This window comes from Pseudomonas sp. MM227, from assembly GCF_947090715.1.
GTDB classification, from domain to species: Bacteria; Pseudomonadota; Gammaproteobacteria; order Pseudomonadales; family Pseudomonadaceae; genus Aquipseudomonas; species Aquipseudomonas baltica.
The window spans coordinates 3343213-3366168 of sequence record NZ_OX352319.1 but is presented as its reverse complement, the minus strand read 5'-3'; the positions used below and the strand labels follow the sequence as shown (position 1 = coordinate 3366168).

29 protein-coding genes are annotated in these 22956 nt (G+C 63.9%); 22 read left to right on the top strand and 7 right to left on the bottom strand.

The features are described from left to right. Positions 1-8 precede the first annotated feature (8 nt). Positions 9-1007 carry a S49 family peptidase gene (locus ONG87_RS15245; RefSeq protein WP_122476500.1) on the top strand — a complete coding sequence of 333 codons (999 nt, stop codon included), beginning with the start codon at positions 9-11 and terminating at the stop codon, positions 1005-1007. Between the two features lie 121 nt (positions 1008-1128). Here ONG87_RS15245 and ONG87_RS15240 read toward each other — a convergent pair whose 3' ends face one another. Continuing rightward, entirely contained in the window at positions 1129-1707 is a 579-nt protein-coding gene (locus tag ONG87_RS15240; RefSeq protein WP_122476498.1) for a nucleoside triphosphate pyrophosphatase, read from the bottom strand. Positions 1708-1801: 94 nt separating this feature from the next. On the opposite strand from ONG87_RS15240, the gene ONG87_RS15235 reads away from it, so the two are divergent. The 16 genes from ONG87_RS15235 to ONG87_RS15160 all read left to right on the top strand — a co-directional run bounded on the left by ONG87_RS15235 (position 1802) and on the right by ONG87_RS15160 (position 14412). Continuing rightward, positions 1802-2329: a YceD family protein gene (locus ONG87_RS15235; RefSeq protein WP_122476496.1), complete on the top strand. Its 528-nt coding sequence runs from the start codon at positions 1802-1804 to the stop codon at positions 2327-2329. A gap of 13 nt (positions 2330-2342) precedes the next feature. Then, positions 2343-2525 carry a 50S ribosomal protein L32 gene (gene rpmF, locus ONG87_RS15230; RefSeq protein WP_003179396.1) on the top strand — a complete coding sequence of 61 codons (183 nt, stop codon included), beginning with the start codon at positions 2343-2345 and terminating at the stop codon, positions 2523-2525. Between the two features lie 3 nt (positions 2526-2528). Next, entirely contained in the window at positions 2529-3539 is a 1011-nt protein-coding gene (gene plsX, locus ONG87_RS15225) for a phosphate acyltransferase PlsX (RefSeq protein ID WP_367400440.1), read from the top strand. Positions 3540-3668: 129 nt separating this feature from the next. Beyond that, complete coding sequence (gene fabD, locus ONG87_RS15220) at positions 3669-4607, top strand: ACP S-malonyltransferase (protein ID WP_264381570.1); 939 nt, start codon at positions 3669-3671, stop codon at positions 4605-4607. A 15-nt stretch (positions 4608-4622) separates the two neighbouring features. Then, positions 4623-5363: a 3-oxoacyl-ACP reductase FabG gene (gene fabG / locus ONG87_RS15215; RefSeq protein ID WP_122476491.1), complete on the top strand. Its 741-nt coding sequence runs from the start codon at positions 4623-4625 to the stop codon at positions 5361-5363. 197 nt (positions 5364-5560) lie between these two features. After that, positions 5561-5797 carry an acyl carrier protein gene (acpP, locus tag ONG87_RS15210; protein ID WP_043185221.1) on the top strand — a complete coding sequence of 79 codons (237 nt, stop codon included), beginning with the start codon at positions 5561-5563 and terminating at the stop codon, positions 5795-5797. 109 nt (positions 5798-5906) lie between these two features. Next, positions 5907-7151: a beta-ketoacyl-ACP synthase II gene (fabF, locus tag ONG87_RS15205; RefSeq protein ID WP_264381569.1), complete on the top strand. Its 1245-nt coding sequence runs from the start codon at positions 5907-5909 to the stop codon at positions 7149-7151. Continuing rightward, a complete protein-coding gene (pabC, locus tag ONG87_RS15200; protein WP_264381568.1) occupies positions 7151-7966 on the top strand; it encodes an aminodeoxychorismate lyase in 816 nt (271 codons plus the stop codon). The genes fabF and pabC overlap by 1 nt, the downstream gene beginning before the upstream one ends. Before the next feature lie 3 nt (positions 7967-7969). Beyond that, positions 7970-9076 carry an endolytic transglycosylase MltG gene (gene mltG / locus ONG87_RS15195; protein ID WP_192138096.1) on the top strand — a complete coding sequence of 369 codons (1107 nt, stop codon included), beginning with the start codon at positions 7970-7972 and terminating at the stop codon, positions 9074-9076. A gap of 17 nt (positions 9077-9093) precedes the next feature. Beyond that, positions 9094-9726 carry a dTMP kinase gene (gene tmk, locus ONG87_RS15190; protein WP_192057866.1) on the top strand — a complete coding sequence of 211 codons (633 nt, stop codon included), beginning with the start codon at positions 9094-9096 and terminating at the stop codon, positions 9724-9726. Further along, complete coding sequence (locus tag ONG87_RS15185; RefSeq protein WP_264381567.1) at positions 9719-10705, top strand: DNA polymerase III subunit delta'; 987 nt, start codon at positions 9719-9721, stop codon at positions 10703-10705. The genes tmk and ONG87_RS15185 overlap by 8 nt, the downstream gene beginning before the upstream one ends. Positions 10706-11014: 309 nt before the next feature. Continuing rightward, positions 11015-11371 carry a PilZ domain-containing protein gene (locus tag ONG87_RS15180; RefSeq protein WP_043185228.1) on the top strand — a complete coding sequence of 119 codons (357 nt, stop codon included), beginning with the start codon at positions 11015-11017 and terminating at the stop codon, positions 11369-11371. 13 nt (positions 11372-11384) lie between these two features. After that, positions 11385-12176 (top strand): TatD family hydrolase, encoded by a 792-nt coding sequence (locus ONG87_RS15175; protein WP_264381566.1) that lies wholly within the window; start codon positions 11385-11387, stop codon positions 12174-12176. 333 nt (positions 12177-12509) lie between these two features. After that, positions 12510-13157 carry a TetR/AcrR family transcriptional regulator gene (locus ONG87_RS15170; RefSeq protein ID WP_122476480.1) on the top strand — a complete coding sequence of 216 codons (648 nt, stop codon included), beginning with the start codon at positions 12510-12512 and terminating at the stop codon, positions 13155-13157. A gap of 90 nt (positions 13158-13247) precedes the next feature. Further along, positions 13248-13850: a DUF4823 domain-containing protein gene (locus ONG87_RS15165; RefSeq protein ID WP_122476479.1), complete on the top strand. Its 603-nt coding sequence runs from the start codon at positions 13248-13250 to the stop codon at positions 13848-13850. A gap of 10 nt (positions 13851-13860) precedes the next feature. Then, entirely contained in the window at positions 13861-14412 is a 552-nt protein-coding gene (locus ONG87_RS15160) for a DUF1285 domain-containing protein (protein WP_122476477.1), read from the top strand. A gap of 60 nt (positions 14413-14472) precedes the next feature. Here the strand turns inward: ONG87_RS15160 and ONG87_RS15155 are convergent, their stop codons facing one another. The 3 genes from ONG87_RS15155 to ONG87_RS15145 all read right to left on the bottom strand — a co-directional run bounded on the left by ONG87_RS15155 (position 14473) and on the right by ONG87_RS15145 (position 17901). Next, entirely contained in the window at positions 14473-16935 is a 2463-nt protein-coding gene (locus ONG87_RS15155) for a penicillin acylase family protein (protein WP_264381565.1), read from the bottom strand. Between the two features lie 183 nt (positions 16936-17118). After that, positions 17119-17328 carry an SEC-C metal-binding domain-containing protein gene (locus ONG87_RS15150; RefSeq protein ID WP_192052881.1) on the bottom strand — a complete coding sequence of 70 codons (210 nt, stop codon included), beginning with the start codon at positions 17326-17328 and terminating at the stop codon, positions 17119-17121. 87 nt (positions 17329-17415) lie between these two features. Further along, positions 17416-17901 (bottom strand): LEA type 2 family protein, encoded by a 486-nt coding sequence (locus tag ONG87_RS15145; RefSeq protein ID WP_264381564.1) that lies wholly within the window; start codon positions 17899-17901, stop codon positions 17416-17418. A 168-nt stretch (positions 17902-18069) separates the two neighbouring features. Here ONG87_RS15145 and ONG87_RS15140 point away from each other — a divergent pair, with 168 nt between their 5' ends. Continuing rightward, entirely contained in the window at positions 18070-18612 is a 543-nt protein-coding gene (locus ONG87_RS15140) for a hypothetical protein (protein WP_264381563.1), read from the top strand. On the opposite strand, the gene ONG87_RS15135 is transcribed toward ONG87_RS15140, so the two are convergent. Beyond that, a complete protein-coding gene (locus tag ONG87_RS15135; RefSeq protein WP_192176461.1) occupies positions 18602-19078 on the bottom strand; it encodes a YchJ family protein in 477 nt (158 codons plus the stop codon). The genes ONG87_RS15140 and ONG87_RS15135 overlap by 11 nt on opposite strands. Position 19079: 1 nt before the next feature. Further along, positions 19080-19577, bottom strand: a complete 498-nt coding sequence (locus ONG87_RS15130) for a DUF6231 family protein (protein ID WP_192057873.1) — start codon at positions 19575-19577, stop codon at positions 19080-19082. Positions 19578-19739: 162 nt separating this feature from the next. Between ONG87_RS15130 and ONG87_RS15125 the strand changes: the two genes are divergently transcribed. From ONG87_RS15125 to ONG87_RS15110, 4 genes are all read left to right on the top strand, one after another. After that, the gene (locus ONG87_RS15125) at positions 19740-20444 is read left to right on the top strand and encodes an OmpA family protein (protein ID WP_264381562.1); all 705 of its coding nucleotides are present in this window, start codon (positions 19740-19742) and stop codon (positions 20442-20444) included. A 101-nt stretch (positions 20445-20545) separates the two neighbouring features. Continuing rightward, positions 20546-21274, top strand: coding sequence for an OmpA family protein (locus tag ONG87_RS15120; RefSeq protein WP_122476780.1), 729 nt, complete (start codon positions 20546-20548; stop codon positions 21272-21274). Between the two features lie 76 nt (positions 21275-21350). Next, positions 21351-21644, top strand: coding sequence for a DUF1145 domain-containing protein (locus ONG87_RS15115; RefSeq protein WP_264381561.1), 294 nt, complete (start codon positions 21351-21353; stop codon positions 21642-21644). After that, entirely contained in the window at positions 21637-22395 is a 759-nt protein-coding gene (locus tag ONG87_RS15110; RefSeq protein ID WP_192057874.1) for a collagen-like protein, read from the top strand. Before ONG87_RS15115 ends, ONG87_RS15110 begins: the two co-directional genes overlap by 8 nt. A gap of 10 nt (positions 22396-22405) precedes the next feature. On the opposite strand, the gene ONG87_RS15105 is transcribed toward ONG87_RS15110, so the two are convergent. Further along, positions 22406-22867, bottom strand: a complete 462-nt coding sequence (locus tag ONG87_RS15105; protein ID WP_122476458.1) for a DUF2269 family protein — start codon at positions 22865-22867, stop codon at positions 22406-22408. Positions 22868-22956 lie beyond the last annotated feature (89 nt).

The following is a 22956-nucleotide window of genomic DNA, read 5'->3' as shown; positions in this document are numbered from 1 at the left end:
GGTAGAGAATGTCCGATCAATGGAAAGCTCCACGCAGTGAAGAAGACAGCGCGCCCATAGGTGATGAGAAAAGCTGGCGACTGCTCGAAAAAACCCTGCTGGCCAGTGTGCAGGAACAGCGCCGCGCTCGCCGCTGGGGCATCTTCTTCAAGCTGCTGACGTTCATCTATCTGTTCGGCGCGATCTTTCTCTTCTCGCCGCTGCTGGATATGGAAAAGGCCACGAGCAGCAGTGCGTCCGGCTATACCGCGGTGATCGACGTGCGCGGTGTGATTGCCGACAAGGAGGCCGCGAGCGCGGACAATATCGTCGGCAGCCTGCGCAGTGCATTCGAAGACACCAAGGTCAAGGGCGTGATCTTGCGCATCAACAGCCCTGGCGGCAGTCCGGTGCAGTCCGGCTACGTCTTCGACGAGATCCGTCGCTTGCGCGGTGAGCATCCGGACATCAAGGTTTACGCGGTCATTGCCGACCTGGGCGCGTCTGGGGCCTATTACATCGCCAGCGCCGCGGATGAGATCTACGCCGACAAATCCAGCCTGGTCGGTTCCATTGGCGTGACGGCGGCCGGCTACGGCTTCGTCGGCACCATGGAGAAGCTGGGCGTCGAGCGCCGTGCCTATACCTCGGGCGAGCACAAGGCATTCCTGGATCCGTTCCAGCCGCAGCGTGCCGATGAGACCGAGTTCTGGAAGGGCGTGCTGGCGACCACCCACCGGCAGTTCATCGACAGCGTCAAGGCCGGCCGTGGTGACCGACTCAAAGACAAAGAGCATCCCGAATTGTTTTCCGGGCTGATCTGGTCGGGCGAGCAGGCACTGCAACTGGGTCTGGTCGACGCGCTGGGCAGCAGCAGCATGGTTGCCCGCGACGTGATCGGCGCCAAGGACATGGTCGACTTCACCGTGAAGGAATCGCCGCTCGACCGCTTCTCGAAGAAGTTCGGTGCCAGCGTTGCCGATCAGATCGCGATGTGGATGGGATTCCAGGGGCCGAGCCTGCGCTGAGTCGTTGCAGCGCTGTCGATGGCCTCTTCGCGGGCAAAGCCCGCTCCCACAGAAGGCCGCTTCTGCGCTTGTGGGAGCGGGCTCTGCCCGCGAAAGCGGCAGTAATCACCCCCCGCAAGGCTCAAGGCAGTTGCACACCCTCTGCAAGCAGCATGTCCACCAGGCGAATCAGCGGCAGGCCCACCAGGCTGGTGGCGTCCGCACCTTCGGTGCTCTGGAACAGAGTCACACCCAGCCCTTCGGCCTTGAAGCTGCCGGCGCAGTCATAAGGCTGCTCTGCCAACAGGTAGCGTTCGATGGCAGCGGCCGATAGCGGGCGCATGTGCACCGTGAACGGCACCACATCGACCTGGCACTCGCCGCTTACCACATTCAATAGCGCCAGCCCGGTCAGAAACGTGACGGACCGGCCGCTGGCAGCCAGCAATTGCTCGCGCGCCTGTGCGAAGCCGCCAGGCTTGCCCAGAACCCTGTCTGCGAGCACCGCAACCTGGTCCGAACCAATGATCAAATGCCCGGGATGCAGCGCGGCCAGCGCCCGGGCTTTCTGCTCGGCGAGGCGTTTGACCAGGGCGCAGGCCGGCTCGTCTGGCAGGTGACTTTCGTCGATGTCGGGTGATGCGCAGGTGAACGGCAGGCGCAGCCGCGCCAGCAGTTCGCGGCGGTAGGGGGAGCTGGAAGCGAGTAGCAAAGCAGGCATGGCAGGCTCCTGTGGATGAACGGCCACTCTATCATGCACTTGGGCCTGAATTTCCTTTGACAGGTGAGGGGGTCGTCCCTAGAATGCTGCGCCTATGTTGAATGACCCGATTCCACCTCACGTTGACCCGCGCAAATTGGCAGATCGTGGCGTAACCCTAGAAGGTTCGCTGCTCTTGGCCGATTTGGAGAGACTCTGCGACCCGCTTTCCGACACCGTCGGTACGGTGCAGGCCAAATTCATTTTCGAGCGAGACGAACGCAAGGCCGTGGTCATCCACAGCTGCCTGGACGTCGAAGTCAAGATGGTTTGCCAGCGTTGTCTTGAGCTGGTAACCCTGCCGATCCACAGCGAATGCAGTTATGCCGTGGTGAAGGAGGGTGCGAACACCCAGTCGTTACCGAAAGGTTATGACGTGCTGGAACTGGGCGAAGATCCATTGGATCTGCAGGCGCTGGTCGAGGAGGAGCTGTTGCTCGCCTTGCCTATCGTGCCTGCTCATCATCCGGAAGAATGCCAGCAGCCGGCGGGAGCAGATGATCCCGATCCGAGCGAGGACGAGGTAACGCGGTCCAACCCGTTCAGTGTATTGGCGCAGTTAAAGCGTGACCCAAACGTTTAGGAGTTAATCAATTATGGCTGTTCAGCAGAACAAAAAATCCCGCTCTGCCCGTGACATGCGCCGTTCGCACGACGCACTCGAGGCAAGCACCCTGTCGGTCGAAAAGACCACCGGTGAAGTGCACCTGCGTCACCACGTATCGCCAGAAGGCGTATACCGTGGCCGTAAAGTGATCGACAAGGGCGCTGACGAGTAAATCTTGTCCGCTCAGTCCATCGCGATTGATGCAATGGGCGGGGACTTCGGTCCCCGCAGCATTGTTCAGGCCAGCCTTGCCTGCCTGTCAGCTACGCCCTCGCTGCACCTGACCCTCGTCGGTCACCCTCAACTCCTCGAAGAACTGATTGCCAGCCAGCCGGCAATGGATCGCTCACGCCTGCACATCGCTGCCGCCGGTGAAGTGGTCGGCATGGACGAGCGCCCGTCCCAGGCGTTGCGCGGCAAGCCGGATTCGTCGATGCGTGTGGCGCTCGAGCTGCTGCGTGACGAGCAGGTCCAGGCGGTGGTCAGCGCCGGCAACACCGGGGCTCTGATGGCCTTGTCCAGGCACTTGCTGAAGACCCTGCCGGGCATCGACCGCCCGGCCATGATGGCCGCGATCCCGACACGGGGAGGGTACTGCCAGCTGCTGGACCTGGGCGCCAATGTCGACTGCAGTGCCGAGCACCTGTATCAGTTCGCCGTGATGGGCTCGGTCGCGGCCCAGGCACTGGGCGTCGAGCGGCCGCGGGTTGCGCTGCTCAACGTGGGCACCGAGGACATCAAGGGCAACCAGCAGGTCAAGCTTGCCGCCAGCCTGTTGCGCAAGGCGCAGAGCCTGAACTATACCGGCTACATCGAAGGCGACGGCGTGTTTCGAGGCGAGGCCGATGTGGTGGTGTGCGACGGCTTCGTCGGCAATATCCTGCTCAAATCCAACGAAGGCCTGGCCGGCATGTTCGCCGAGCGCGTGCAGGCGCTGTTTCGCAGCAGCCTGATGGCGCGCGCCGCGGGCGTGCTGGCTCTGCCGTTGCTCAAGCGACTGCAGGCCGACCTGGCCCCTGCGCGCTACAACGGCGCAAGTCTGCTCGGCCTGCAGGGCATCGTGGTCAAGAGCCATGGCGCCGCTGGCGTGGAAGGGCTGCAGTGTGCGATAGACCGGGCGCGCGACGAGATTCGCGAAAACCTGCCGCGACGCCTGCATGGGCAGCTGGCGCAGAGGCTGCTTTAGGCGTGCGCGGCCAGAGGTGCTTAAATGTGACCACTGGCAGGTGTACGTTATCCAACTGTCAGTTCAGTGCGCCGGACACGCTTCCGGCGTCGAATTTTCCGGCAACAAGATCATACAAGGGCTTGTTCAATGTCTGCATCCCTCGCATTCGTTTTCCCGGGGCAAGGCTCCCAGTCGCTCGGCATGCTGGCCGAGCTGGGTGCGCAGTACCCCTTGGTCATGGACACCTTCAAGGAGGCGTCCGACGCCTTGGGCTATGACCTCTGGGCGCTGGTTCAACAGGGCCCGGTCGAAAGCCTCAACCAGACCGACAAGACGCAACCCGCCATTCTTGCCGCTTCCATCGCGCTTTGGCGCCTGTGGTTGGCCGAGGGCGGCGAGCGTCCGGCCTATGTCGCCGGCCACAGCCTGGGCGAATACAGTGCGCTGGTGGCCGCAGGCTGCCTGTCCCTGGCCGATGCGGTCAAGCTGGTGGAGCGTCGCGGCCAGTTGATGCAGGAAGCGGTTCCCGCCGGGCAGGGGGCCATGGCGGCCATTCTTGGCCTGGAAGACGCCGATGTGCTGGCAGCCTGCGCCGAAGCGGCCCAGGGCGACGTGGTCAGCGCGGTCAATTTCAACTCTCCGGGCCAGGTGGTGATTGCCGGTTCGGCGCAAGCCGTTGCCCGTGCCATCGAACTGTGCAAGGCCAAGGGCGCCAAGCGCGCCATGCCGTTGCCGGTCAGCGTGCCGTCGCACTGTGCCTTGATGAAACCGGCTGCCGAGCGTTTCGCCGAGTCGGTCAATGCCATCGACTGGCAGTCGCCGCAGATCCCGGTCGTGCAGAATGTCAGCGCCGCCGTGCCGGCCGATCTCGACACCCTCAAGCGCGACCTGCTCGAGCAGTTGTACAAGCCAGTACGTTGGGTTGAAACCGTGCAGTACCTGGCTGCCCAGGGTGCGCCGCGTCTGGTCGAGTGCGGGCCGGGCAAAGTCCTGGCCGGCCTCAACAAGCGCTGCGCCGAGGTCGTGAGCACCGACAACCTGAACACCCCCGAAGCCTTCGCCGCCACCCGCGCGGCGCAAGCCTGATCAAGGAGAACTTGCATGAGCCTGCAAGGTAAAGTTGCACTGGTCACTGGCGCAAGCCGTGGCATTGGCCAGGCGATTGCCCTGGAACTGGGTCGCATGGGCGCCACCGTCATCGGCACCGCTACCTCCGAAAGCGGCGCCGCACGCATTGCTGCCACGCTCAAGGAGCACGGCATCGAAGGCACCGGCCTGGAGCTGAACGTGTGCAGTGACGAGTCGGTGGCTGCCACCCTGGCCAAGATCCAGGAGCAGTTCGGCGCCCCGGCGATTCTGGTCAACAACGCCGGCATCACCCGCGACAACCTGATGCTGCGCATGAAAGACGACGAATGGCACGATGTGGTCGATACCAACCTCAACAGCCTGTTCCGTCTGTCCAAGGCCGTATTGCGTGGCATGACCAAAGCGCGATGGGGTCGGATCATCAGCATTGGTTCGGTTGTAGGTGCAATGGGCAACGTCGGCCAAGTAAACTACGCCGCGGCCAAGGCCGGTCTCGAGGGTTTCAGTCGTGCCCTGGCACGTGAAGTCGGCTCGCGCGCAATCACCGTGAACTCGGTGGCGCCCGGTTTCATCGACACCGACATGACCCGCGAACTGCCCGAAGCACAGCGCGAAGCGCTGCAGGGCCAGATTCCGCTGGGTCGCCTGGGTCAGGCCGACGAAATCGCCAAAGTGGTCGGTTTTCTGGCTTCCGACGGTGCAGCCTACGTCACAGGGGCTACAATCCCGGTGAACGGCGGCATGTACATGTAAATGAAAATGTGACGGATTGCTTCAAAAAAATGTCTTACCCGGCATCCAAAATCCGTTATAAAGCTGCATCCGAATTCTAGGTGGCGGGCTTACGTGGGGTCGCAGTGACGCTTTCAGTTTGAAAAGCCGAGCTTCTTCTATAAACTTACGTACCGGCCAGCCGCCTGACATATGTCCATTAGGAGTGAAAACAAGGTATGAGCACCATCGAAGAACGCGTCAAGAAGATCGTCGCCGAGCAACTGGGCGTCAAAGCGGAGGAGGTCAACAACACTTCTTCCTTCGTTGAAGATCTGGGTGCCGATTCCCTGGACACCGTTGAGCTGGTGATGGCTCTGGAAGAGGAATTCGAAACCGAGATTCCTGACGAAGAAGCCGAGAAAATCACCACTGTTCAAGCTGCCATCGATTACGTCACCGCCCACCAGGCGTAACGTTTTGTAATCGCCGTTGCTTGTCATGGAAAACCGCACTGCCTTCGTTGGCGTGCGGTTTTTTCTTTAGACGGCCGCGCGGTGATGTTTCCAGAATAAGGAGAGTGCTGTGTCGCGTAGACGCGTCGTGGTCACAGGTATGGGCATGCTGTCACCGCTGGGCACCGACGTGCCGAGCAGCTGGCAGGGCATCCTGGCCGGCCGCAGTGGCATAGGTCCCATCGAACATACGGATCTGTCGGCCTATTCGACCCGTTTCGGCGGCTCGGTGAAGGGGTTCGATGTCGAGCAATACCTCTCGGTCAAGGAGGCACGCAAGCTCGACTTGTTCATTCAGTATGGCCTGGCCGCGGGTTTCCAGGCAGTACGCAACGCGGGCCTTGAAGTCACCGACGCCAATCGCGAGCGTATCGGCGTGGCCATGGGCTCGGGCATCGGTGGCCTGACCAATATCGAAGAAACCTGCCGCATGCTGCACGACAGCGGGCCACGGCGGATATCGCCGTTCTTCGTGCCTGGCTCCATCATCAACATGATTTCCGGTTTCCTGTCGATTCACCTCGGTGCGCAGGGGCCCAACTACGCAATCGCCACCGCCTGCACCACCGGCACCCATTGCATTGGCATGGCCGCGCGCAACATTGTCTATGGCGAGGCTGACGTGATGATCGCCGGTGGTGCGGAAATGGCCGCCTGCGGGCTGGGCATGGGCGGCTTCGGCGCGGCGCGTGCCTTGTCCACGCGCAATGACGAGCCGACCCGGGCCAGCCGTCCGTGGGACAAGGGCCGCGACGGTTTCGTCCTGTCCGATGGCGCAGGCGCGCTGGTGCTCGAAGAACTCGAGCACGCCCAGGCGCGTGGTGCGACCATCTATGCCGAGCTGATCGGTTTCGGCACCAGCGGCGATGCGTTCCACATGACTTCGCCGCCTGAAGATGGCGCCGGTGCGGCACGCTGCATGACCAATGCGCTGCGCGATGCCGGCATCACGCCCGACCAGGTGCAGTACATCAATGCCCATGGCACCTCGACCTCGGCGGGCGATCTGGCCGAAGTCAGCGCCATCAAGACCGTGTTCGGCGACCATGCGTACAAGCTGGCGGTAAGCTCGACCAAATCGATGACCGGTCACCTGCTGGGTGCCGCCGGTGCCGTCGAGGCCATCTTCAGTGTGCTGGCCATCAACAGCCAGATGGCGCCGCCGACCATCAACCTGGACGAGCCGGACGAGGGCTGCGACCTGGACTTCGTGCCGCACACCGCGCGCAGCATGCCGATCGACGTGGTGCTGAGCAACTCGTTCGGTTTCGGTGGAACCAACGGTTCCCTGGTGTTCCGGCGCTTTCCCGGTTGATGCAGGCCTGGCTCGACGGGCAGCCAGGCGATGCGCTGGGCCTGAAGAGTCGAGGCCTGGCCTACGGAGATGGTGTGTTCGAAACCATTGCCGTACGCAATGGCCAGGCGGTGCTGCTGGACCGTCACCTGACGCGCGTTGCGCTGGGCTGCCAGCGTCTGGCGATCGTGGCCGAACTGGCGGTGTTGCGCGACGAGGTCGTGCGCTATGCGGCGGCACTGGGTCAGGGCGTGCTCAAGTTGATCGTCACTCGCGGTGACAGTGCGCGCGGTTATGCCGCTGATCCGCAGGCCGCGGCGCGGCGCATTCTGCAAGGTTCTCCCAGCCCTGCCTATCCGCAGACGCACCGCGCGCAGGGTGTGGAACTCTACCCGTGCAGCACGCGGCTCGCCGAGCAACCCTTGCTGGCCGGACTCAAGCACCTCAATCGCCTGGAGCAGGTACTGGCCCGCGCCGAATGGAGCGACCCGGCTTTTGCCGAAGGTTTGATGCTGGACGTGTCCGGGCGCCTCGTCGAAGGGGTCTACAGCAATCTGTTCCTGGTGGTCGACGGGGTGTTGCACACGCCCGCGCTGCATCGCTGCGGCGTGGCCGGAGTGATGCGCGCCGAACTGCTGGAGCAAGCCGCGACGCTGGGTCTGCAGGTGTCCGTGGGTGACCTGTGGCCAGCGGACCTGGCACGGGCCAACGAAGTATTTGTCTGCAACAGTGTCTACGGCGTGTGGCCGGTGCGCGCTTTCACGTCGCTGAGGTGGTCGCCGGGACCGCTCACCCGTAAACTGCAAGGCATTGCCCACGCGCTATTGGATGCCTGATTTGTGAAGCGTAAATTTCTGCTGTTGCTGGAAACGCTCATCGTTGTTGCCGCACTGGCGACGGGCGTGGCGGCCTGGAAAGTCGACAGTGCCTTGAACCAGCCGCTGGCCGTAGCTCAAGAACAGCTGCTCGACGTGCCCAACCGCGCAACCCCCGGCGGCACGATCCTGCGCATGCAGGCGGCGGGCACCCTGCGCGATGCGTTCTGGTTGCGCCTGTACTGGCGCTTCAACCGTGCCGGACAGCCTCTGCACACCGGCGAATACCGCATGACGCCCGGCATGACCGTCAACGACCTGTTCAACGTCTGGCAGCGCGGCGAGGTGGTGCAGTACAGCCTGACCCTGGTCGAAGGCTGGAATTTCCGTCAGGTGCGCGCGGCATTGGCGCGTCAGGACAAGCTCGAGCAGACCCTGGGCGGGCTCAGCGACAGTGAGGTCATGGCGCGCATCGGCCACCCCAAGGCGTTCCCCGAAGGTCGATTCTTCCCTGACACCTACAAGTACGTGCGTGGCATGAGCGATGTCGAGCTGCTGCAGCAGGCCTACGCCCGTCTTGAAGAAGTGCTGGCCAGCGAATGGAGCGAGCGCGCCGCCAGCGCACCCTACAGCGAGCCTTACCAGGCGCTGATCATGGCCTCGCTGGTGGAAAAGGAAACCGGTGTGCCCCAGGAGCGCGGCGAGATCGCCGGGGTCTTCGTGCGTCGTCTCAAGACGGGCATGTTGTTGCAGACCGACCCGACCGTCATCTATGGCATGGGCGAGCGCTACAACGGCAAGCTGACCCGCGCCGACCTGCGCGAGCCGACGGCCTACAACACCTACGTGATCGCCGGAATGCCGCCCACGCCCATTGCCATGGTGGGCCGCGAGGCGATTCATGCCGCGCTCAACCCGGTCCCCGGCAGCAGCCTGTATTTCGTCGCGCGCGGCGACGGCAGCCATGTCTTTTCCGACGATCTGGATGCCCACAACAACGCCGTGCGCGAGTACCAACTCAAACGCCGCGCCGATTATCGCTCGAGCCCCGCGCCTGCCGCGGCGCCGACAGAGACCGGTACGCGCGAGCCACAAGAGAAGCCGGACGCCGTCGAGGCACCTGCTCCATGACTTTGCAAGGACACCCTGTGACCGGTTTATTCATCACTCTGGAAGGGCCGGAAGGCGCGGGCAAGAGTACCAATCGCGAGTACCTGGCCGAGCGTCTGCGCGCCAGCGGACTGGACGTGGTGCTGACCCGCGAGCCGGGCGGCACGCCCCTGGCCGAACGTATCCGCGAACTGCTGCTGGCACCCAGCGATGAAACCATGTGCGTGGATACCGAACTGCTGCTGATGTTCGCCGCGCGCGCGCAACACCTGGCCCAGGTGATTCGCCCGGCGCTGGCGCGTGGCGCGGTGGTGTTGTGCGATCGGTTCACCGATGCCACCTACGCCTATCAGGGCGGCGGCCGTGGGTTGTCCCAGGAACGCATCGCCCAGCTCGAAACCTTCGTCCAGGGCACGTTGCGCCCGGACCTGACGCTGGTGTTCGACCTGCCCGTGGAAGTCGGCTTGGCGCGGGCCAGCGCGCGGGGTCGCCTCGATCGTTTCGAACAGGAAGGCCGGGCGTTCTTCGAGGCCGTGCGTGGCGCCTACCTGGCGCGCGCCGCTGCAGCGCCTGCGCGCTATCGGGTGGTCGATGCCGGGCAGAGCCTGGCGCAGGTCCAGCAGGCGCTGGATGCGTTGCTGCCCGAGCTGCGAGGTTTGCCGCGTGGCTGACGCCTACCCCTGGCAGGATGACCTCTGGCAGAAGCTGGCCGGGCGCACTCAGCATGCTCACGCCTACCTGCTGCACGGGCCGCAGGGCATCGGCAAGCGTGCCCTGGCCGAGCGCCTGATGGCACTGTTGCTGTGCCAGCGTCCGGCCGCGCAGCACGCCTGTGGGGCCTGCAAGTCGTGTCTGTTGCTGCAGGCCGGCAGCCATCCGGACAATTTCATCCTCGAACCTGAGGAAGCGGACAAGGCGATCAAGGTCGACCAGGTGCGCGAGCTGGTCGCCTTCGTGGTGCAGACCGCGCAAATGGGCGGGCGCAAGGTCGTGCTGATCGAGCCTGCCGAAGCGATGAACGTCAATGCGGCCAACGCATTGTTGAAAAGTCTCGAGGAGCCTTCGGGCAATACCGTCTTGCTGTTGGTCAGTCATCAGCCCAGTCGACTGCTGCCCACGGTCAAGAGCCGTTGCGTGCAGCAGGCGTGCCCGTTGCCTACTCAGGCCGTCAGCCTGCAGTGGCTGGCCACGGCGCTGCCGGAAGTGGACGGGGCTGCGCGCACCGATCTGCTCGCGTTGGCCGCAGGCTCGCCGCTGGCAGCGGTGAGGTTGCAGGCTGGCGGTATCGTCGAGCAGCGGGCGCTGGTGGTCGAAGGGGTGAAGAAGCTGCTGAAAGGGCAGCAGACGCCCAGCCAGTTGGCCGAAGCCTGGAGCGCGGTGCCATTGCTGCTGCTGTTCGACTGGTTCTGTGAGTGGTCGAACCTGTTGCTGCGCTATCGCCTGACGACGGACGAGCAGGGGCTGGGCTTGAGCGACATGCGCAAGGTGCTGCAATATCTGGCTGACAAGAGTACCCAGAACAAGGTGCTGGCCATTCAGGATTGGGTGCTGATGCAGCGCCAGAAAGTGCTGGCCAAGGCCAACCTGAACCGGGTATTGCTCATCGAGGCGCTGCTGGTGTCTTGGATGGCCTTGCCGGGACAGACGTGATGGGTGCATTGTGATCGAACGCTGCCGGTGTTGGCGGCGGCTTGTCTGATGTACCGTGGTGATACCGGACGCGGCTCGCGCCGCTGCTACAGGGATGCGCCGGTTGTAGCAGCGGCGCAAGCCGCGTCGACGGCGGACGTGGTTTGGTCGGTGCGACGCGGTGACGCCGGATGATGGATGCGCCGGTTGTAGCAGCGGCGCAAGCCGCGTCGACGGCAGAAGTAGTTGGGTCGGTGCGACGCGGGGACGCCGGATGCGGCAGACGCGGTTTGACTGCTGCGAAAACTCACTATCAGTAACGGAGCACGAATGAATCAACCCGTCAGTCCCGGACCGCGCAACGGTATTCTGTCCCTGACCATCAAGGACAAGGCCGTCCTGTACGCGGCTTACATGCCGTTCATCAAAAACGGCGGCTTGTTCATTCCGACCAGCAAGAGCTACAAGCTGGGCGATGAGCTGTTCATGCTGCTCAACCTGATGGATGAGCCGGAGAAGATTCCCGTGGCCGGTCGCGTCGCCTGGATCACCCCCAAGGGCGCCCAGGGTAACCGTGCTGCGGGCGTGGGCGTGCAGTTCAACGACGGCGACAATACTGCGCGCAACAAGATCGAAACCTATCTGGCCGGCGCCCTGAAGTCCGACCGTCCCACTCACACGATGTAGTCCCCATACCCCCATGCTCGTAGATTCCCACTGTCACCTCGACCGCCTCGACCTTGCCGAACACGACGGCTGCCTGGACACCGCCTTGCAGGCCGCGCGTGCCTGCGGTGTCGGGCATTTCCTGTGCATCGGCGTCAGCGCCGAGAACGCCGCCACGGTCAAGGCCCTGGCCGGCCGTTACGACGACGTCGATTGCTCGGTCGGCATTCATCCCCTCGACCTCGCTCCCGGCAAGCCGCCCGCGCTGGACTGGCTGATGGCCGAGCTCGACGCACCACGCGTGGTGGCGATCGGTGAAACCGGCCTGGACTACCACTACGAACCCGAGGCGGCGCAGCTGCAGCAGGAGTCGTTTCGACTGCACCTGCAGGCGGCCAATCTGACCGGTAAGCCGGTAATCGTGCATACCCGCGGCGCACGCGCCGATACCCTGGATTTGTTGCGCGAGGCGCAATTGCCCCAGGCCGGCGTGCTGCATTGCTTCACCGAAGATTGGGCGATGGCCAAGGCCGCCCTCGACCTGGGGTTCTACATTTCGCTGTCGGGCATCGTGACCTTCCGCAATGCCGATGCCCTGCGTGAAGTCGCGCGGCAGGTGCCGGCCGATCGCTTGCTGGTCGAAACCGACTCGCCCTATCTGGCACCCATTCCCTACCGTGGCAAGTCCAATCTGCCGCAGTACGTCCGCGAAGTGGCACAGTGCATCGCCACGGTCCGCGGCGAGACGTTCGAAAGCCTGGCCGAGCGCACCACCGACAATTTCTGCCGGCTGTTCCCCCTGGCGCGTGTTCGTCGCCAGGCTTGAGCCTGCACGGGCAAAAAAACCCGGGCTCTGGGGGGAGAATCCCGGGTCAAGACCATTAGGAGTCACAACAGGCGCGTGGTCCATCGACGCCTTGCCGCCGCATCACTTGGGGGAGTATGGCGCGACGACAGTTCAAGTATTGTCGAATGGGTCAGGGGCGCCAGTGCCTTGCAGGGTTTTCTTAAACGTATTTGGAATACGCCCGCTGCTGCTCAGTACAGATTGCAGGGGTGCGTGGCATATGCGCCATAAAGCCAGAGATTTGGGATGATCCGTGCATTTTGACCTCATACAGGCATAATGACTGCCTCCGCTTTCGATCCAGTCCTTCCTATGCAAAAAGAACCTCGTAAGGTCCGTGAATTTCGCCGCCGCGAGCAGGAAATCCTCGACACCGCACTGGCGCTGTTTCTCGAGCAAGGCGAAGACAGCGTTACAGTCGAGCTGATTGCCGACACCGTGGGTATCGGCAAAGGCACCATCTACAAACACTTCAAGTCCAAGGCCGAGATCTACCTGCGCCTGATGCTCGACTACGAGCGCGACCTGAACGCGCTGCTGCATTCGGCCGACATCGATCGAGACAAGGAAGCCCTGTCCCGCGCCTACTTCGAGTTCCGCATGCGCGATCCGCAGCGCTATCGGCTGTTCGACCGGCTGGAAGAGAAGGTGGTCAAGGGCAACCAGGTGCCCGAGCTCGTCGAGCAGCTGCACAAGATCCGCGCGTCGAATTTCGAACGCCTGACGTTCCTCATCGAGGGGCGAATCAGCGAGGGCAAGCTGGAAGACGTTCCGCCGTACTTCCACTATTGCGCTGCCTGGGCGCTGGTACACGGCGCGGTGGCGCTGTACCACTCGCCGTTCTGGAGCAACGTACTGGAAGATCAGGAAGGCTTTTTCCAGTTCCTCATGGACATCGGCGTGCGCATGGGCAACAAGCGCAAACGCGATCCGGAAATACCCGGCCCCAAAGAAGCCTGACCCTCAAGCCATCCCGAGCCCTGCAAACTGGCGCAGAAGCTGCATCATGTGGCTGATCGCCGGGATCTTGTCGCCGGCTCTGGAGGATGCATGCGTAACCTGGTCGTGCTGCTGGCGCTGTTGGCGTTGGGCGGTTGCATGAAGGTCAGTGATCTGGGCGAAGGCGCTCGCTATCACCTGAGCGATGCGGGTGTGTTGAATCACAGTGAAACTCGTCGGTTCAACAACCTGCGCGTGCAGCCGGACTCGTTCATCTATATTGGCCAGGGCGCGTTCGTGCCTCCCGGCGGCGCCTACCCGCGGCCCAACGTTGTGGCTGAACAGGCGTTCGAAGCGTTCGTCGAGTACTTTCCCCTGGTACGCCGCGCCCCGGCACCGCTGGGCCTGGAACAGGCCTTGGGCGAGGCGCGCAATGCCGGCGCGCATTACCTGCTCTACACCCGTTTTGCACGCGCCGACGACCGCATCGGCAATGCTGACGAATGGGCCGACCAGGAAGCTCTGGACCGGCTCGGCGTCGACAGCAGCGTGATTCAGATCATGCTCATCGAAACCAGCACCCGCTATCTCATCGACACCGCGACCATCCGCAGCCGTGGCGGGCTGTTGACGATGCGCGACAACAAACCGGAAGATTTGCTTGGCCCACCCCTTGAGGACTACGCTCGCAGCTTGTTGGGCGTAAGCCGCTGAGGAGACGAGCATGACGGGCAAGGCCGACGATTTGCTGGCGCACATTCCCACTGCCAAGAAGGGCTTGCCGCCCGTGCACCTGTGGAATCCCGATTTCTGCGGGCACATCGACATGCGTATTGCCCGCGACGGTGCCTGGTTCTACCAGGGCACGCCGATCGGCCGACCAGCGATGGTCAAGTTGTTCGCCGGGATCCTGCGCCGCGATGGCGACGAGTACGTATTGGTGACGCCGGTGGAAAAAGTCGGCATCGTCGTCGATGACGCACCGTTCGTGGCCATCGACATGCAGGTGTCGGGGGAAGGCGAGCAGCAGTCGCTGCGCTTCACCAGCAATGTCGAGGACTGCGTCGACGCCGACGCGCAGCACCCGCTGCGGGTAGACATCGACCCCTGTACCCAGGAGCCTTCACCCTATGTGCTGGTGCGCAACAACCTGGAAGCACGCATTCACCGCAACGTGTTCTATCGGCTGGTCGAGCTGGCCGTGGTGCGTGACGGTTGGCTGGGGGTGTGGAGTGGCGGGGTGTTCTTCCCGATAGGGCAGGATCCAGCGCAGTGATCAAGCCCCCGTTTCGAGTAACGGGGGCTCTCTTGCGTTTTCAGCGGCGAATTCACACGGTCATTTCTGCGGCGTCAACGTCAGTCGCTTGGTCCCGTAGGCCTTGTCGAAATGCTGCGGCTGCATCGGGAAGCTGACGTATTGACCCTTGAGCCACGCGTCGATGCCGTCGGTGTAGTTGGCACTGGCCGGATTACCCGACTGCCCGCTGCTGCTAAGGCCGATCATCGGCTCGGCCTGGGCAAAGTCGACGACGATGCGCAGCGCCGGTATCGACGCGGTGTCGAAGCTGTCGCCCCAGCGGTAGGGCGCAGCGTTCAAGGTGGTGTGATCGCCACCGGTGGCAACCGGGCCGCGTAGCACGGGTGCGCCGGCATCGGACCCGCCCGTGTCGGTCCAGGTGGTGCGATGCAGACGCCCCCATTGCCAAGTGCTTCGATCAGTGCCCAGCTGCGCCTCGCCGGCGCTGACTGCAGCGGCCAGGCTGCGCGCCAGGATGGCCGGCTTGTCTTCCTTCTGCGCGGTGCTCAGATCGTCCCAGAACGGGCTGTCGTCACGCCCCAGCAGATGATCGGCCTGGGCCGAGTAGGAAGACATGCCCTGGGCCACGAAGGCCTTCCAGCTGGCGCTGTCGAGCGGGCCCAGCTCGTCGAGGAAGGTCCGCTGCGCGCTTTGCTGCAGGAACAGTTCGTACAGCGCGGCATCGGCGGATTGCGCGGCAAGGCGGCCATCGAAGGCCATGAGGCGAGTGTAGGCTTCGCGGGCCTTGGTCCGCTCGCCCTCGGGCAGCGCATCGATGGCACTTTTCAGCGGTTGTGCCATGCCGGGCGCAAGAAACATCTTTTTCAGTTTGGCGGCGAAGGGGGTGGTCTGATCGGACTGCATGGCAATCATGCTGCGTGTGTCGTGCTTGCCGGCACCGGCCAGCTCGGCCAGGCGCTCGCTGCGCTCGGGGTAGTACCAGGCGTTGGACAGCTGGATACCATAGCCGGGCGGGACGATGCGCTGGTTGGCGGTACCCAGCCAACCCTTCGGCGGGTCCTGGTCGTAAGGGTGAAGCATGGGGTCGGCGAGGCCATCCCAGTCATGCCGACCGTCCCAGCCGGGCGAGGGCAGCATGCCTTTGCCTTCGAGACGGTTGGGAAAGCGGCCGGTGACCTGCCAGCCAATGCTGCTGGCATCGGCGAACAGCAGGTTGGTGGCCACGGCGCGTATCTGCCGGCTGGCATCCGAAGCCTTCTCGACATTGCTGGCGCGCGACAGATCGAACAGCGCATCCAGGCTCTTGTCGTCGGTCAAATCCGGCAGTTGCAGGGCCAAGCCGTAGCCGCCGCTTGCCGGCATGCCGCTGACGTCGTTGAGCAGCGGGCCGTGACCGGTTTCGTAGACCGCCTCGCGCAGCGGACGCTGCCCCTTGGCCAGGTAGGTCTCCTGACGCACGCGGGCCGGCTGCCACTTGCCGTTGGACTGATACAGCACGCGGCCGCCTTCGCTGCGCACCTTCTCCAGAAAAACATCCTGATTGTCGCCCATCACTGCCGCCATGCCCCAGGCGACTTGACCATTGAAGCCGGCCAGCACGCCCGGCAAACCGGCCAGGGCGACACCTGCCGCCTGAAAGCGCGGCGCGCGCAGCTGCACGAAGCTCCACGCCGACGGAACGCTCGTCGCTGCGTGGGTATCGTTGGCGAACAGGCTTTTCCCGGCCCGCGTGCGTTGCGGGCCGATGGCCCAGTTGCTGGAGCTTGGCGCGCCAAGTCGCGCTAGTTCGCGATTCATCGTGGCCAGGCCCGCCGGGTGGGTCAACGAGTTGCCCAGAGGCACGCCCTTGAGCTTGTCGGCCTCGGTGAAAGGCAGGCTCTCATCCGGATAGACCGGCAGCAGCCAGGCCAGTCTGTCGGTGCCCACTTTCTGCGCCAGTACCAGCGAACCCAGCTCTTCCTGCAGGTTGAGCGACTGGCTGAACGACCACAGCGCGAACATCAGCGCCGAGTCTTCGGCCTTCCAGTATTCGGGGGTGTAGCCTGCCAACTGCGCGGGCAGCTTGCCGCGGTAGCGAAACAGGTAGGCGTTGACGCCCCGTGCATAGACATCGAAGAAACGCTTCAGACGAGGTGACGCGGCGGCATACAACTGGTCGGCGCTTTTCTTGAGGTTGACCCTGCGCAGCAGGCGGTCGCTGTCCAGCGCTTCGACGCCGTCCAGTTCGGCCAGGCGTCCCTGGGCCAGCAGCCGCAGACGGACCATCTGGGTGATGCGGTCGCTGGCGGCCACATAGCCTTGGGCAAACAGGGCATCGTGGAAGGTATTGCTTTCGATCAACGGCATGCCCAGCCCGTTACGCCTGACCGAGACGTTCTGCGCCAGGCCCTTGAGCGGCTGTACACCCACGCTTGGCGGCAGGTTTTGCTCGGCGGAGCCGCCCAGCCATTGTTGGCAGCCGGTCAGGGTGAGCATGCCGGTGACCACGGCGGCGCAGCCGAACGTGGGCGTGAAGAAGAAAAAACGGGCGGGCGAGGCCATGGCGAAGCTCCTGCAGGGGCTGGCGTAAAAGGCGCTACGTTAGAGAGGGCGGGGGCGACGCGCAAGCGTCAGGCGGGGGATATTTTCTTCGTGCCCGGGCCGCTCGCGGGCACAGCGCATAGTGGTGGGTTTGGGGTCAAGGGAGGGATGCCAGCACGCAGCACCCTCGGGCATCGCCGCGGCTCAGGCGCCGTGGCACTTCTTGAATTTCTTGTCGCTGCCGCAGGGGCAGGGATCGTTGCGGCCTACATCTTTGAGTGCATTGCGCACCGGTTCCTGTGGGGCGTGGTTGCAGTGCGGGCCATGCACGTGACCGTGGTCGTGCTCATGAGGGTGATCGTGGTCATGGTCGTGATTGCAGTCGGGGCCGTGCACATGGGGTTGCTGGGACATCGAGAATACTCCGCAGGTGAAATTGGCCGGAATTATCTCACCCTGGGTTCGGAATAGCAGCGCTGCGGGAAAAATCTTTGCGACGTCTCAGCGATCGGACAAGCCGCGTGCGTCGATTACGCCGGTGTGGTTGAGCACCACGTCGTGGCCGAACAGCACCCCGGTGCGCAATTCGCCGCGCAGCTCGTAGCGGATCCCTCGCTCGGGGTGCTTGAGCAGGCGTGACAGCTCGCGCGCGTGTTGCCAGAGATTGGTGCGCACCGGCAGCTCATAGTATTCGCCACTGTTGGCGGCCACGCTGAACCAGTCGCTGGCGTCGCCTTCGGTCAGCAGCATGTCTTCCAGGCGCACGCTGTAGCTCATGCCGCGCACTGGCAGGCTGCGGCCGTTGGGGTTGTCGATGCGGAAACGCAGGATCAGGCGCTGTTGCAGCATGTTGGCCTTGACCACCTCGACCTTGACCAAGTGCACCTGAGGATCCTGGTAGTTGCCGGTGAACCAGGTGGCGCAGCCCGTGAGTCCCAGCAGTGACAGCAAGCCGATGCTGCGCAGAACGAGAGTGCAAGCGGACATGGCAGGGACCTCCGGATTTGCCTTGAGTCTAACAAGGCGCGCGGGCATGACAAGGGCGAGCTTGTTGCGCCGAAACATCGTGGTCCATAATCACTGCTACGGTGCTGGCTTTTCGGCATCTGTGCGGACGCCTACTGCCCGCAACGGCGCCATGCCAGGAGAGTTGCCATGCGTTTCTACGAGATCGTCTTCAGCGGTCAATGCGTGCCCGGCGCGGCGCTGGACCAGGTCAAGAGCAACCTGGCAAAACTGTTCCAGGCCGACGCCCAGCGAATCGAGATGCTGTTTTCCGGACGCCGATTGGTCCTCAAGAACAACCTCGACGCCCAAGCGGCGGAAAAATACCGCGCGGCGCTGGCACGCGCAGGGGCGGTGGCCAGCATCGACGAAATGGCTCAGGACATCGAAGAAATCATCATGACCGCGCCAGCGGCGGCAGGCGACTTCGGCCAGAAACCCATGGCAGTGGCCCGCCGCGCCGAGGTCGTGCCGCGTGATGCGTACATGGCAGCGTTCGTGGCTGTGGATGCGCCGGACTTCGCCATCGCCGAAGTGGGCGCCGATCTGCAGGATGAACGACCCGCGCAGCGCTCGGCGAAGCTGAACCTGCAGCAGTTCAGCCTGGCGCCTGCCGGCAGCGACATGGGCCAGTTGCGGCACGAGCAAACCATTCAGGTGCCGGACATCTCTCATCTGAAAATCATTGGCTGATGTAGCCCGCGCAACACTTCTTGAACTTCAACCCACTGGCACAAGGGCAGCTGTCGTTACGGCTGGCCTTGAGCGGGACGGTCGGGTCGATGAAATACCAGCGGCCGTCGTGCTGCACGAACGCCGACCGCTCGCGGTGGCAGTGCTCGCCCGTGCTGTCGTGCCAGCGCGCAGTGAAGGTCACGAACGCGTGTTCCGGCTGGCCGCCGAAGACTTCCGCCGCGACCACCTCCAGGCCCAGCCAGGTGCTCTGCGAACTCCACTGGGCAATGGCCTGGCGGTCGAGGCCGGCCTGCTGGGCGTGCAGGGTGGTGTTCACCAGATAGTCCACCAGGCCCAGCACGTAGGCACTGTAGCGCGAGCGCATCAGGCTCTGCGCATCGGGCGCCGGCTGGCCTTCGTGATAGCGACCACAACAGGCCGGCAGCAGGTTGCCACTTGCGCACGGACAGATCGAAACGCTCATATCACCACCAATACTTGCCGAAGTTTTCCGGGTTGGCCCAGAACTTGGCGTTGAGCCAGTCCGGGACTTGTTTGTATTCGCGCACATCATAGGTGTACAGCTTGAGCACCTGCTGGTCGCGGGCGAAGCGTTCGCTGGCCTGCAGGGCCAGGGCGTAGAAGTCGGTGTCGCTCCAGCCGCTTGCGACCGGGTCGGCGAGCACGGCGATGCAGCTCGCATTGAGGTTGCGGATGCCGGCCAGCAGACGCGTGCCTTCGGCCTTGTTCAGATGCTCCAGGCAATCCACCGCCAGCGCCAGGTCGAAACGCTGGCCGGCCAGGTCTGCGGGCAGGGGCCCGGGCGCGGCTCTGTATATACGGGTTTCGGGGTGCGCTGCCTCGAACGCGGCCAGGGCGGGGAATGCACTCGCGCCGATCAGCAGCAGGCGCTGCGGCGCGTGACGTTCGAGCAAGGCCGCCAGAGCCTGTTGCGGGGTACGGGAAGATACTGCGTCGGTCATTGAAGCTCCTCGGTCGTGGCCACCACATTATAGGGCCCCGACCCGATGGCCCAGCATTGATTGGATGGCGTGCCCTATGGCTTATTGCTGGCGCATATGCCAACCACGGTCTTTACTCCCAGAACGTCGGCCCCTGCTGCCGATTCCCTGAGGAGAAACTAGATGAGCATAGTTCGGACGGCACTACCCTTGATATTGGTCGGCAGCGTGTTGACGGGTTGCGCAGGCTTGCAGAAAACCGACTGGCCGATGTGCGCGGCCGTGGGCGGTGTGACCGGTGCGGCGCTGGGTGCAATCGAAAGCGGGTCGCTGGCAGCCGGTGTTGGCGCGGCGGCGGCCGGTGTCGGCGCGGCCTATTGCTGGGTGCATGGCGATGGCGACGAAGACGGTGATGGCGTACCGGACAGCCGCGACAAGTGCCCCGGCACTCCCAAGGGCACGCCGGTAGACGCCAATGGTTGCCCGCCGCCTGCCCCGGCGCCGATGCCAGTCGCTGCCGAGCCGGCACCGATGCCCAAGGAGGAGACGATCGTCATCCGCAACGTGCATTTCGAATTCGACAAGGCCACCCTCACCGCCGCCGACCGGGCGCAGCTCGATACCGTCGCCACCCGCCTGAAGACCGAAGCGACCACTGCGCGCTTGAGCGTCAGCGGTCATACCGACAGTGTCGGCAAGGACGCCTACAATCAACGGTTGTCCGAGCAGCGCGCCAAGGCAGTGACTGACTACCTGGTCAGCGGCGGCGTACCGCGGGCCAGCGTGGTATCGGTCAAGGGCGTGGGCGAGGCCCAGCCGGTTGCCGACAACAACACGGCCGACGGTCGCGCCATGAACCGTCGTACCGAGATTCTCATCCAGCGTTGAACCTTTAGCGCCAACCGCCGGTCCCCTTGTACAACGACCGGCGGCACGCTTTACTTCTCAGTTGCCGGCGCCCGCCGGCGACTCAGGAGCCTTGAATGAAGCTGAAAGATCTATCGCGGACCGTACTTCCCGCTCTGCTGGTCGCCGGTGTGCTGAGCGGCTGTACCACCTCCCCTGAAGGGGCGTCCCCACTCAACTCGCGTACCTGGCCTGTCTGCAGCGTGCTGGGTGGCCTCGCCGGTGGTGGGCTGGGTGCCATTGAAAGTGGTGCGTGGGCCGCTGGCGGTGGCTTGGCCGGCGCGGTGGTGAGCGGTCTGGTCTGCTATGCCCAGGACGGCGACAAGGACGAAGACGGCGTATTCGATCGACGCGATCGTTGCCCCGATACCCCGGCCAATACGCCAGTCAAGCACAACGGCTGCCCATTGCCGGTCTACCCCGCCGTGACCAAGGCGCCCGAGCCGCCAGTGGCCGATATCCCCGAAGTGGTCACCTTGAGCGATGCGGGCGACGTACCGTTCGAATTCGGCAGCGCCGAACTGACCTCAAGTGCCCGCACCGAGCTGACATCGCTGGCAGCGCGGATGAAGACGGCCCAGGTGGCCATGGTCAAGATCGTCGGTCATACCGACAGCGTCGGCAGCGATGCCTTCAATCAGAAGCTGTCCGAGCAACGTGCCGCCAGTGTCGTCTCCTTCCTTCTGGGCCAAGACGTTGCGGCAGACAAGCTGAGCAGCGAGGGTCGCGGTGAAAGCGAGCCGGTCGACAGCAACGACACCGACGCCGGACGCGCCAAGAACCGTCGCGTGGAAATCCATCTGAGCCATTGATCGATGTGGGTCGGCAGGTTTTTCCTGCCGGCCTCTGGTCACCGTCACCTCTCAGCCGTTAATGTGCGCCTAGCCAATGCCGTGGGGGGCACATGAAAGGATTTTTTTTCTGGGTAAATGTCTGACCTTGCTGTTCTGGTGGGTGGTACTGCTCAACCTGTTCATGCCGATGGTCAAACCGTTTCATGCACTGATCAACCTGGCCGGCGGCACGTTGCTGTTCCTGCACCTGATCGAAGCGATCGCCTTCAACAAGCGCCTGCGCGGGCGCAGCCATCCGTGGCTTGACCGAGTCCAGATCCTGCTGGCCGGGATCTTTCACATCCAATCCATTCCCGCACCGTCCGATACCGAGGCTAGCCATGCGTAAGCTGGGTTTGTTGGCAGTACTGTTTGCGCCGCTGGCATTGGCCGAGTCGGTCAGTGTCGAACCTCATTCGCTGTTGCGCCTGCCGGCCAGCTCCAGCGTGCTGCAGCTGCAGCGCCTGGAGGTAGCGGATTACGGCACCTTGCTGATTCCCGCCAACCTGACCGAACTCAGTGTCGAGCAATTGCGCCTGGGGCATGAGGCGCGGATTGCGATAGTGCCGGGCGAGCAGGAGTTGCGCCTGCGCGCGCAGCATGCAGAGCTTGGCAGCGGCAGCCAGATCCTCGCCCGTGGCGCGCCCGGTACCCATCAGAAGGCGGCTCGCGCAGGGCGCAATCTTGACGTGCAGTTGCAATCGCTGGACGCCCTGGAGGTGAACATTGACGCGCGCGGCGGCGCGGGTGCCGATGGCTATGCGGGTCTGGACGGTGGCAATGGCCAGGCGCCCGGTTGTACCTGGGGCTCGGCGGGACGCGGTGGCAACGGTGACAATGGCGGCGACGGCCTGCCTGGTGCGCCTGGCGCCAATGTCCGCCTGCGTCTGCCGGCGACCTTCGCCAGCGAAGCGATCCAGGTGCGCACCGACGGCGGCCAGGGCGGCGCTGCCGGTGTTCCCGGACGTCCGGGCGCCGGAGGCAAATCCAAGGGCTGCGTGGTGTACCGCGCCGAAGGCGGCAAGTCGGGTCGCGAGGGCTTGCCGGGGAGAGCAGGCGAGGCGGGCACCGAAGGCACGTTGAGCATCCAGCGCTTCTGACCAGGTTGGTTCAGAACTGCCTGGCCATACCCAGCACCACGGTCGCCAGGCCCAGCAGCAGGCCACCCACCGCCAGGCGACGCAGCTGCTTCACGGCGATCGCGCCGTCCGCCCACGCCTGGGCCGCCACGGCCTTGCGCAGCGCGGGCAGTTGCAGGCCCTGCATGCGCAGGAACAAGGCCACCATGACCACGTACAGGCCCATCATGATCTGTACGTCGCGTGGCGCCGTCTCGAAGCCGGTGAAGCGCAGGCGCAGCAGGGCGACGCCGCTGATCGGAAGAATCAGCACGGCGGCCCAGACCCCGCCGAACAGCCGTGGGAAAATATCCACCAGACGCTGCAGGCGCTGAACCCGCGAAGGCACTGCCAGCCCGGCCGGGCGCAGGATCGTCCACGTCGCCAGCATGCCGCCCAGCCACATCAGCACAGCGAGCCCATGCAGGGTTTGAAACACGCTGTCGGCGCTCATGGGTATCTCCAGCCAGCACATCGAAGTCGAGCAGGGTATGATAGCGACCCGATGAGAACCACTGAAAATATATCCAGCCTTTCGCCATG

What these genes read in the sequence shown, in the direction of transcription:
- ONG87_RS15175 (WP_264381566.1), top strand. Translation starts at nt 11,385, where the DNA reads ATGCTCGTAGATTCCCACTGTCACCTCGACCGCCTCGACCTTGCCGAA.
- ONG87_RS15150 (WP_192052881.1), bottom strand. Translation starts at nt 17,328, where the DNA reads ATGTCCCAGCAACCCCATGTGCACGGCCCCGACTGCAATCACGACCAT.
- ONG87_RS15245 (WP_122476500.1), top strand. Translation starts at nt 9, where the DNA reads ATGTCCGATCAATGGAAAGCTCCACGCAGTGAAGAAGACAGCGCGCCC.
- ONG87_RS15110 (WP_192057874.1), top strand. Translation starts at nt 21,637, where the DNA reads ATGCGTAAGCTGGGTTTGTTGGCAGTACTGTTTGCGCCGCTGGCATTG.
- ONG87_RS15235 (WP_122476496.1), top strand. Translation starts at nt 1,802, where the DNA reads ATGTTGAATGACCCGATTCCACCTCACGTTGACCCGCGCAAATTGGCA.
- ONG87_RS15155 (WP_264381565.1), bottom strand. Translation starts at nt 16,935, where the DNA reads ATGGCCTCGCCCGCCCGTTTTTTCTTCTTCACGCCCACGTTCGGCTGC.
- ONG87_RS15135 (WP_192176461.1), bottom strand. Translation starts at nt 19,078, where the DNA reads ATGAGCGTTTCGATCTGTCCGTGCGCAAGTGGCAACCTGCTGCCGGCC.
- ONG87_RS15160 (WP_122476477.1), top strand. Translation starts at nt 13,861, where the DNA reads ATGACGGGCAAGGCCGACGATTTGCTGGCGCACATTCCCACTGCCAAG.
- ONG87_RS15105 (WP_122476458.1), bottom strand. Translation starts at nt 22,867, where the DNA reads ATGAGCGCCGACAGCGTGTTTCAAACCCTGCATGGGCTCGCTGTGCTG.
- ONG87_RS15115 (WP_264381561.1), top strand. Translation starts at nt 21,351, where the DNA reads ATGCCGTGGGGGGCACATGAAAGGATTTTTTTTCTGGGTAAATGTCTG.
- ONG87_RS15170 (WP_122476480.1), top strand. Translation starts at nt 12,510, where the DNA reads ATGCAAAAAGAACCTCGTAAGGTCCGTGAATTTCGCCGCCGCGAGCAG.
- ONG87_RS15125 (WP_264381562.1), top strand. Translation starts at nt 19,740, where the DNA reads ATGAGCATAGTTCGGACGGCACTACCCTTGATATTGGTCGGCAGCGTG.
- rpmF (WP_003179396.1), top strand. Translation starts at nt 2,343, where the DNA reads ATGGCTGTTCAGCAGAACAAAAAATCCCGCTCTGCCCGTGACATGCGC.
- ONG87_RS15145 (WP_264381564.1), bottom strand. Translation starts at nt 17,901, where the DNA reads ATGTCCGCTTGCACTCTCGTTCTGCGCAGCATCGGCTTGCTGTCACTG.
- ONG87_RS15165 (WP_122476479.1), top strand. Translation starts at nt 13,248, where the DNA reads ATGCGTAACCTGGTCGTGCTGCTGGCGCTGTTGGCGTTGGGCGGTTGC.
- fabD (WP_264381570.1), top strand. Translation starts at nt 3,669, where the DNA reads ATGTCTGCATCCCTCGCATTCGTTTTCCCGGGGCAAGGCTCCCAGTCG.
- ONG87_RS15140 (WP_264381563.1), top strand. Translation starts at nt 18,070, where the DNA reads ATGCGTTTCTACGAGATCGTCTTCAGCGGTCAATGCGTGCCCGGCGCG.
- ONG87_RS15240 (WP_122476498.1), bottom strand. Translation starts at nt 1,707, where the DNA reads ATGCCTGCTTTGCTACTCGCTTCCAGCTCCCCCTACCGCCGCGAACTG.
- ONG87_RS15180 (WP_043185228.1), top strand. Translation starts at nt 11,015, where the DNA reads ATGAATCAACCCGTCAGTCCCGGACCGCGCAACGGTATTCTGTCCCTG.
- acpP (WP_043185221.1), top strand. Translation starts at nt 5,561, where the DNA reads ATGAGCACCATCGAAGAACGCGTCAAGAAGATCGTCGCCGAGCAACTG.
- ONG87_RS15130 (WP_192057873.1), bottom strand. Translation starts at nt 19,577, where the DNA reads ATGACCGACGCAGTATCTTCCCGTACCCCGCAACAGGCTCTGGCGGCC.
- fabG (WP_122476491.1), top strand. Translation starts at nt 4,623, where the DNA reads ATGAGCCTGCAAGGTAAAGTTGCACTGGTCACTGGCGCAAGCCGTGGC.
- pabC (WP_264381568.1), top strand. Translation starts at nt 7,151, where the DNA reads ATGCAGGCCTGGCTCGACGGGCAGCCAGGCGATGCGCTGGGCCTGAAG.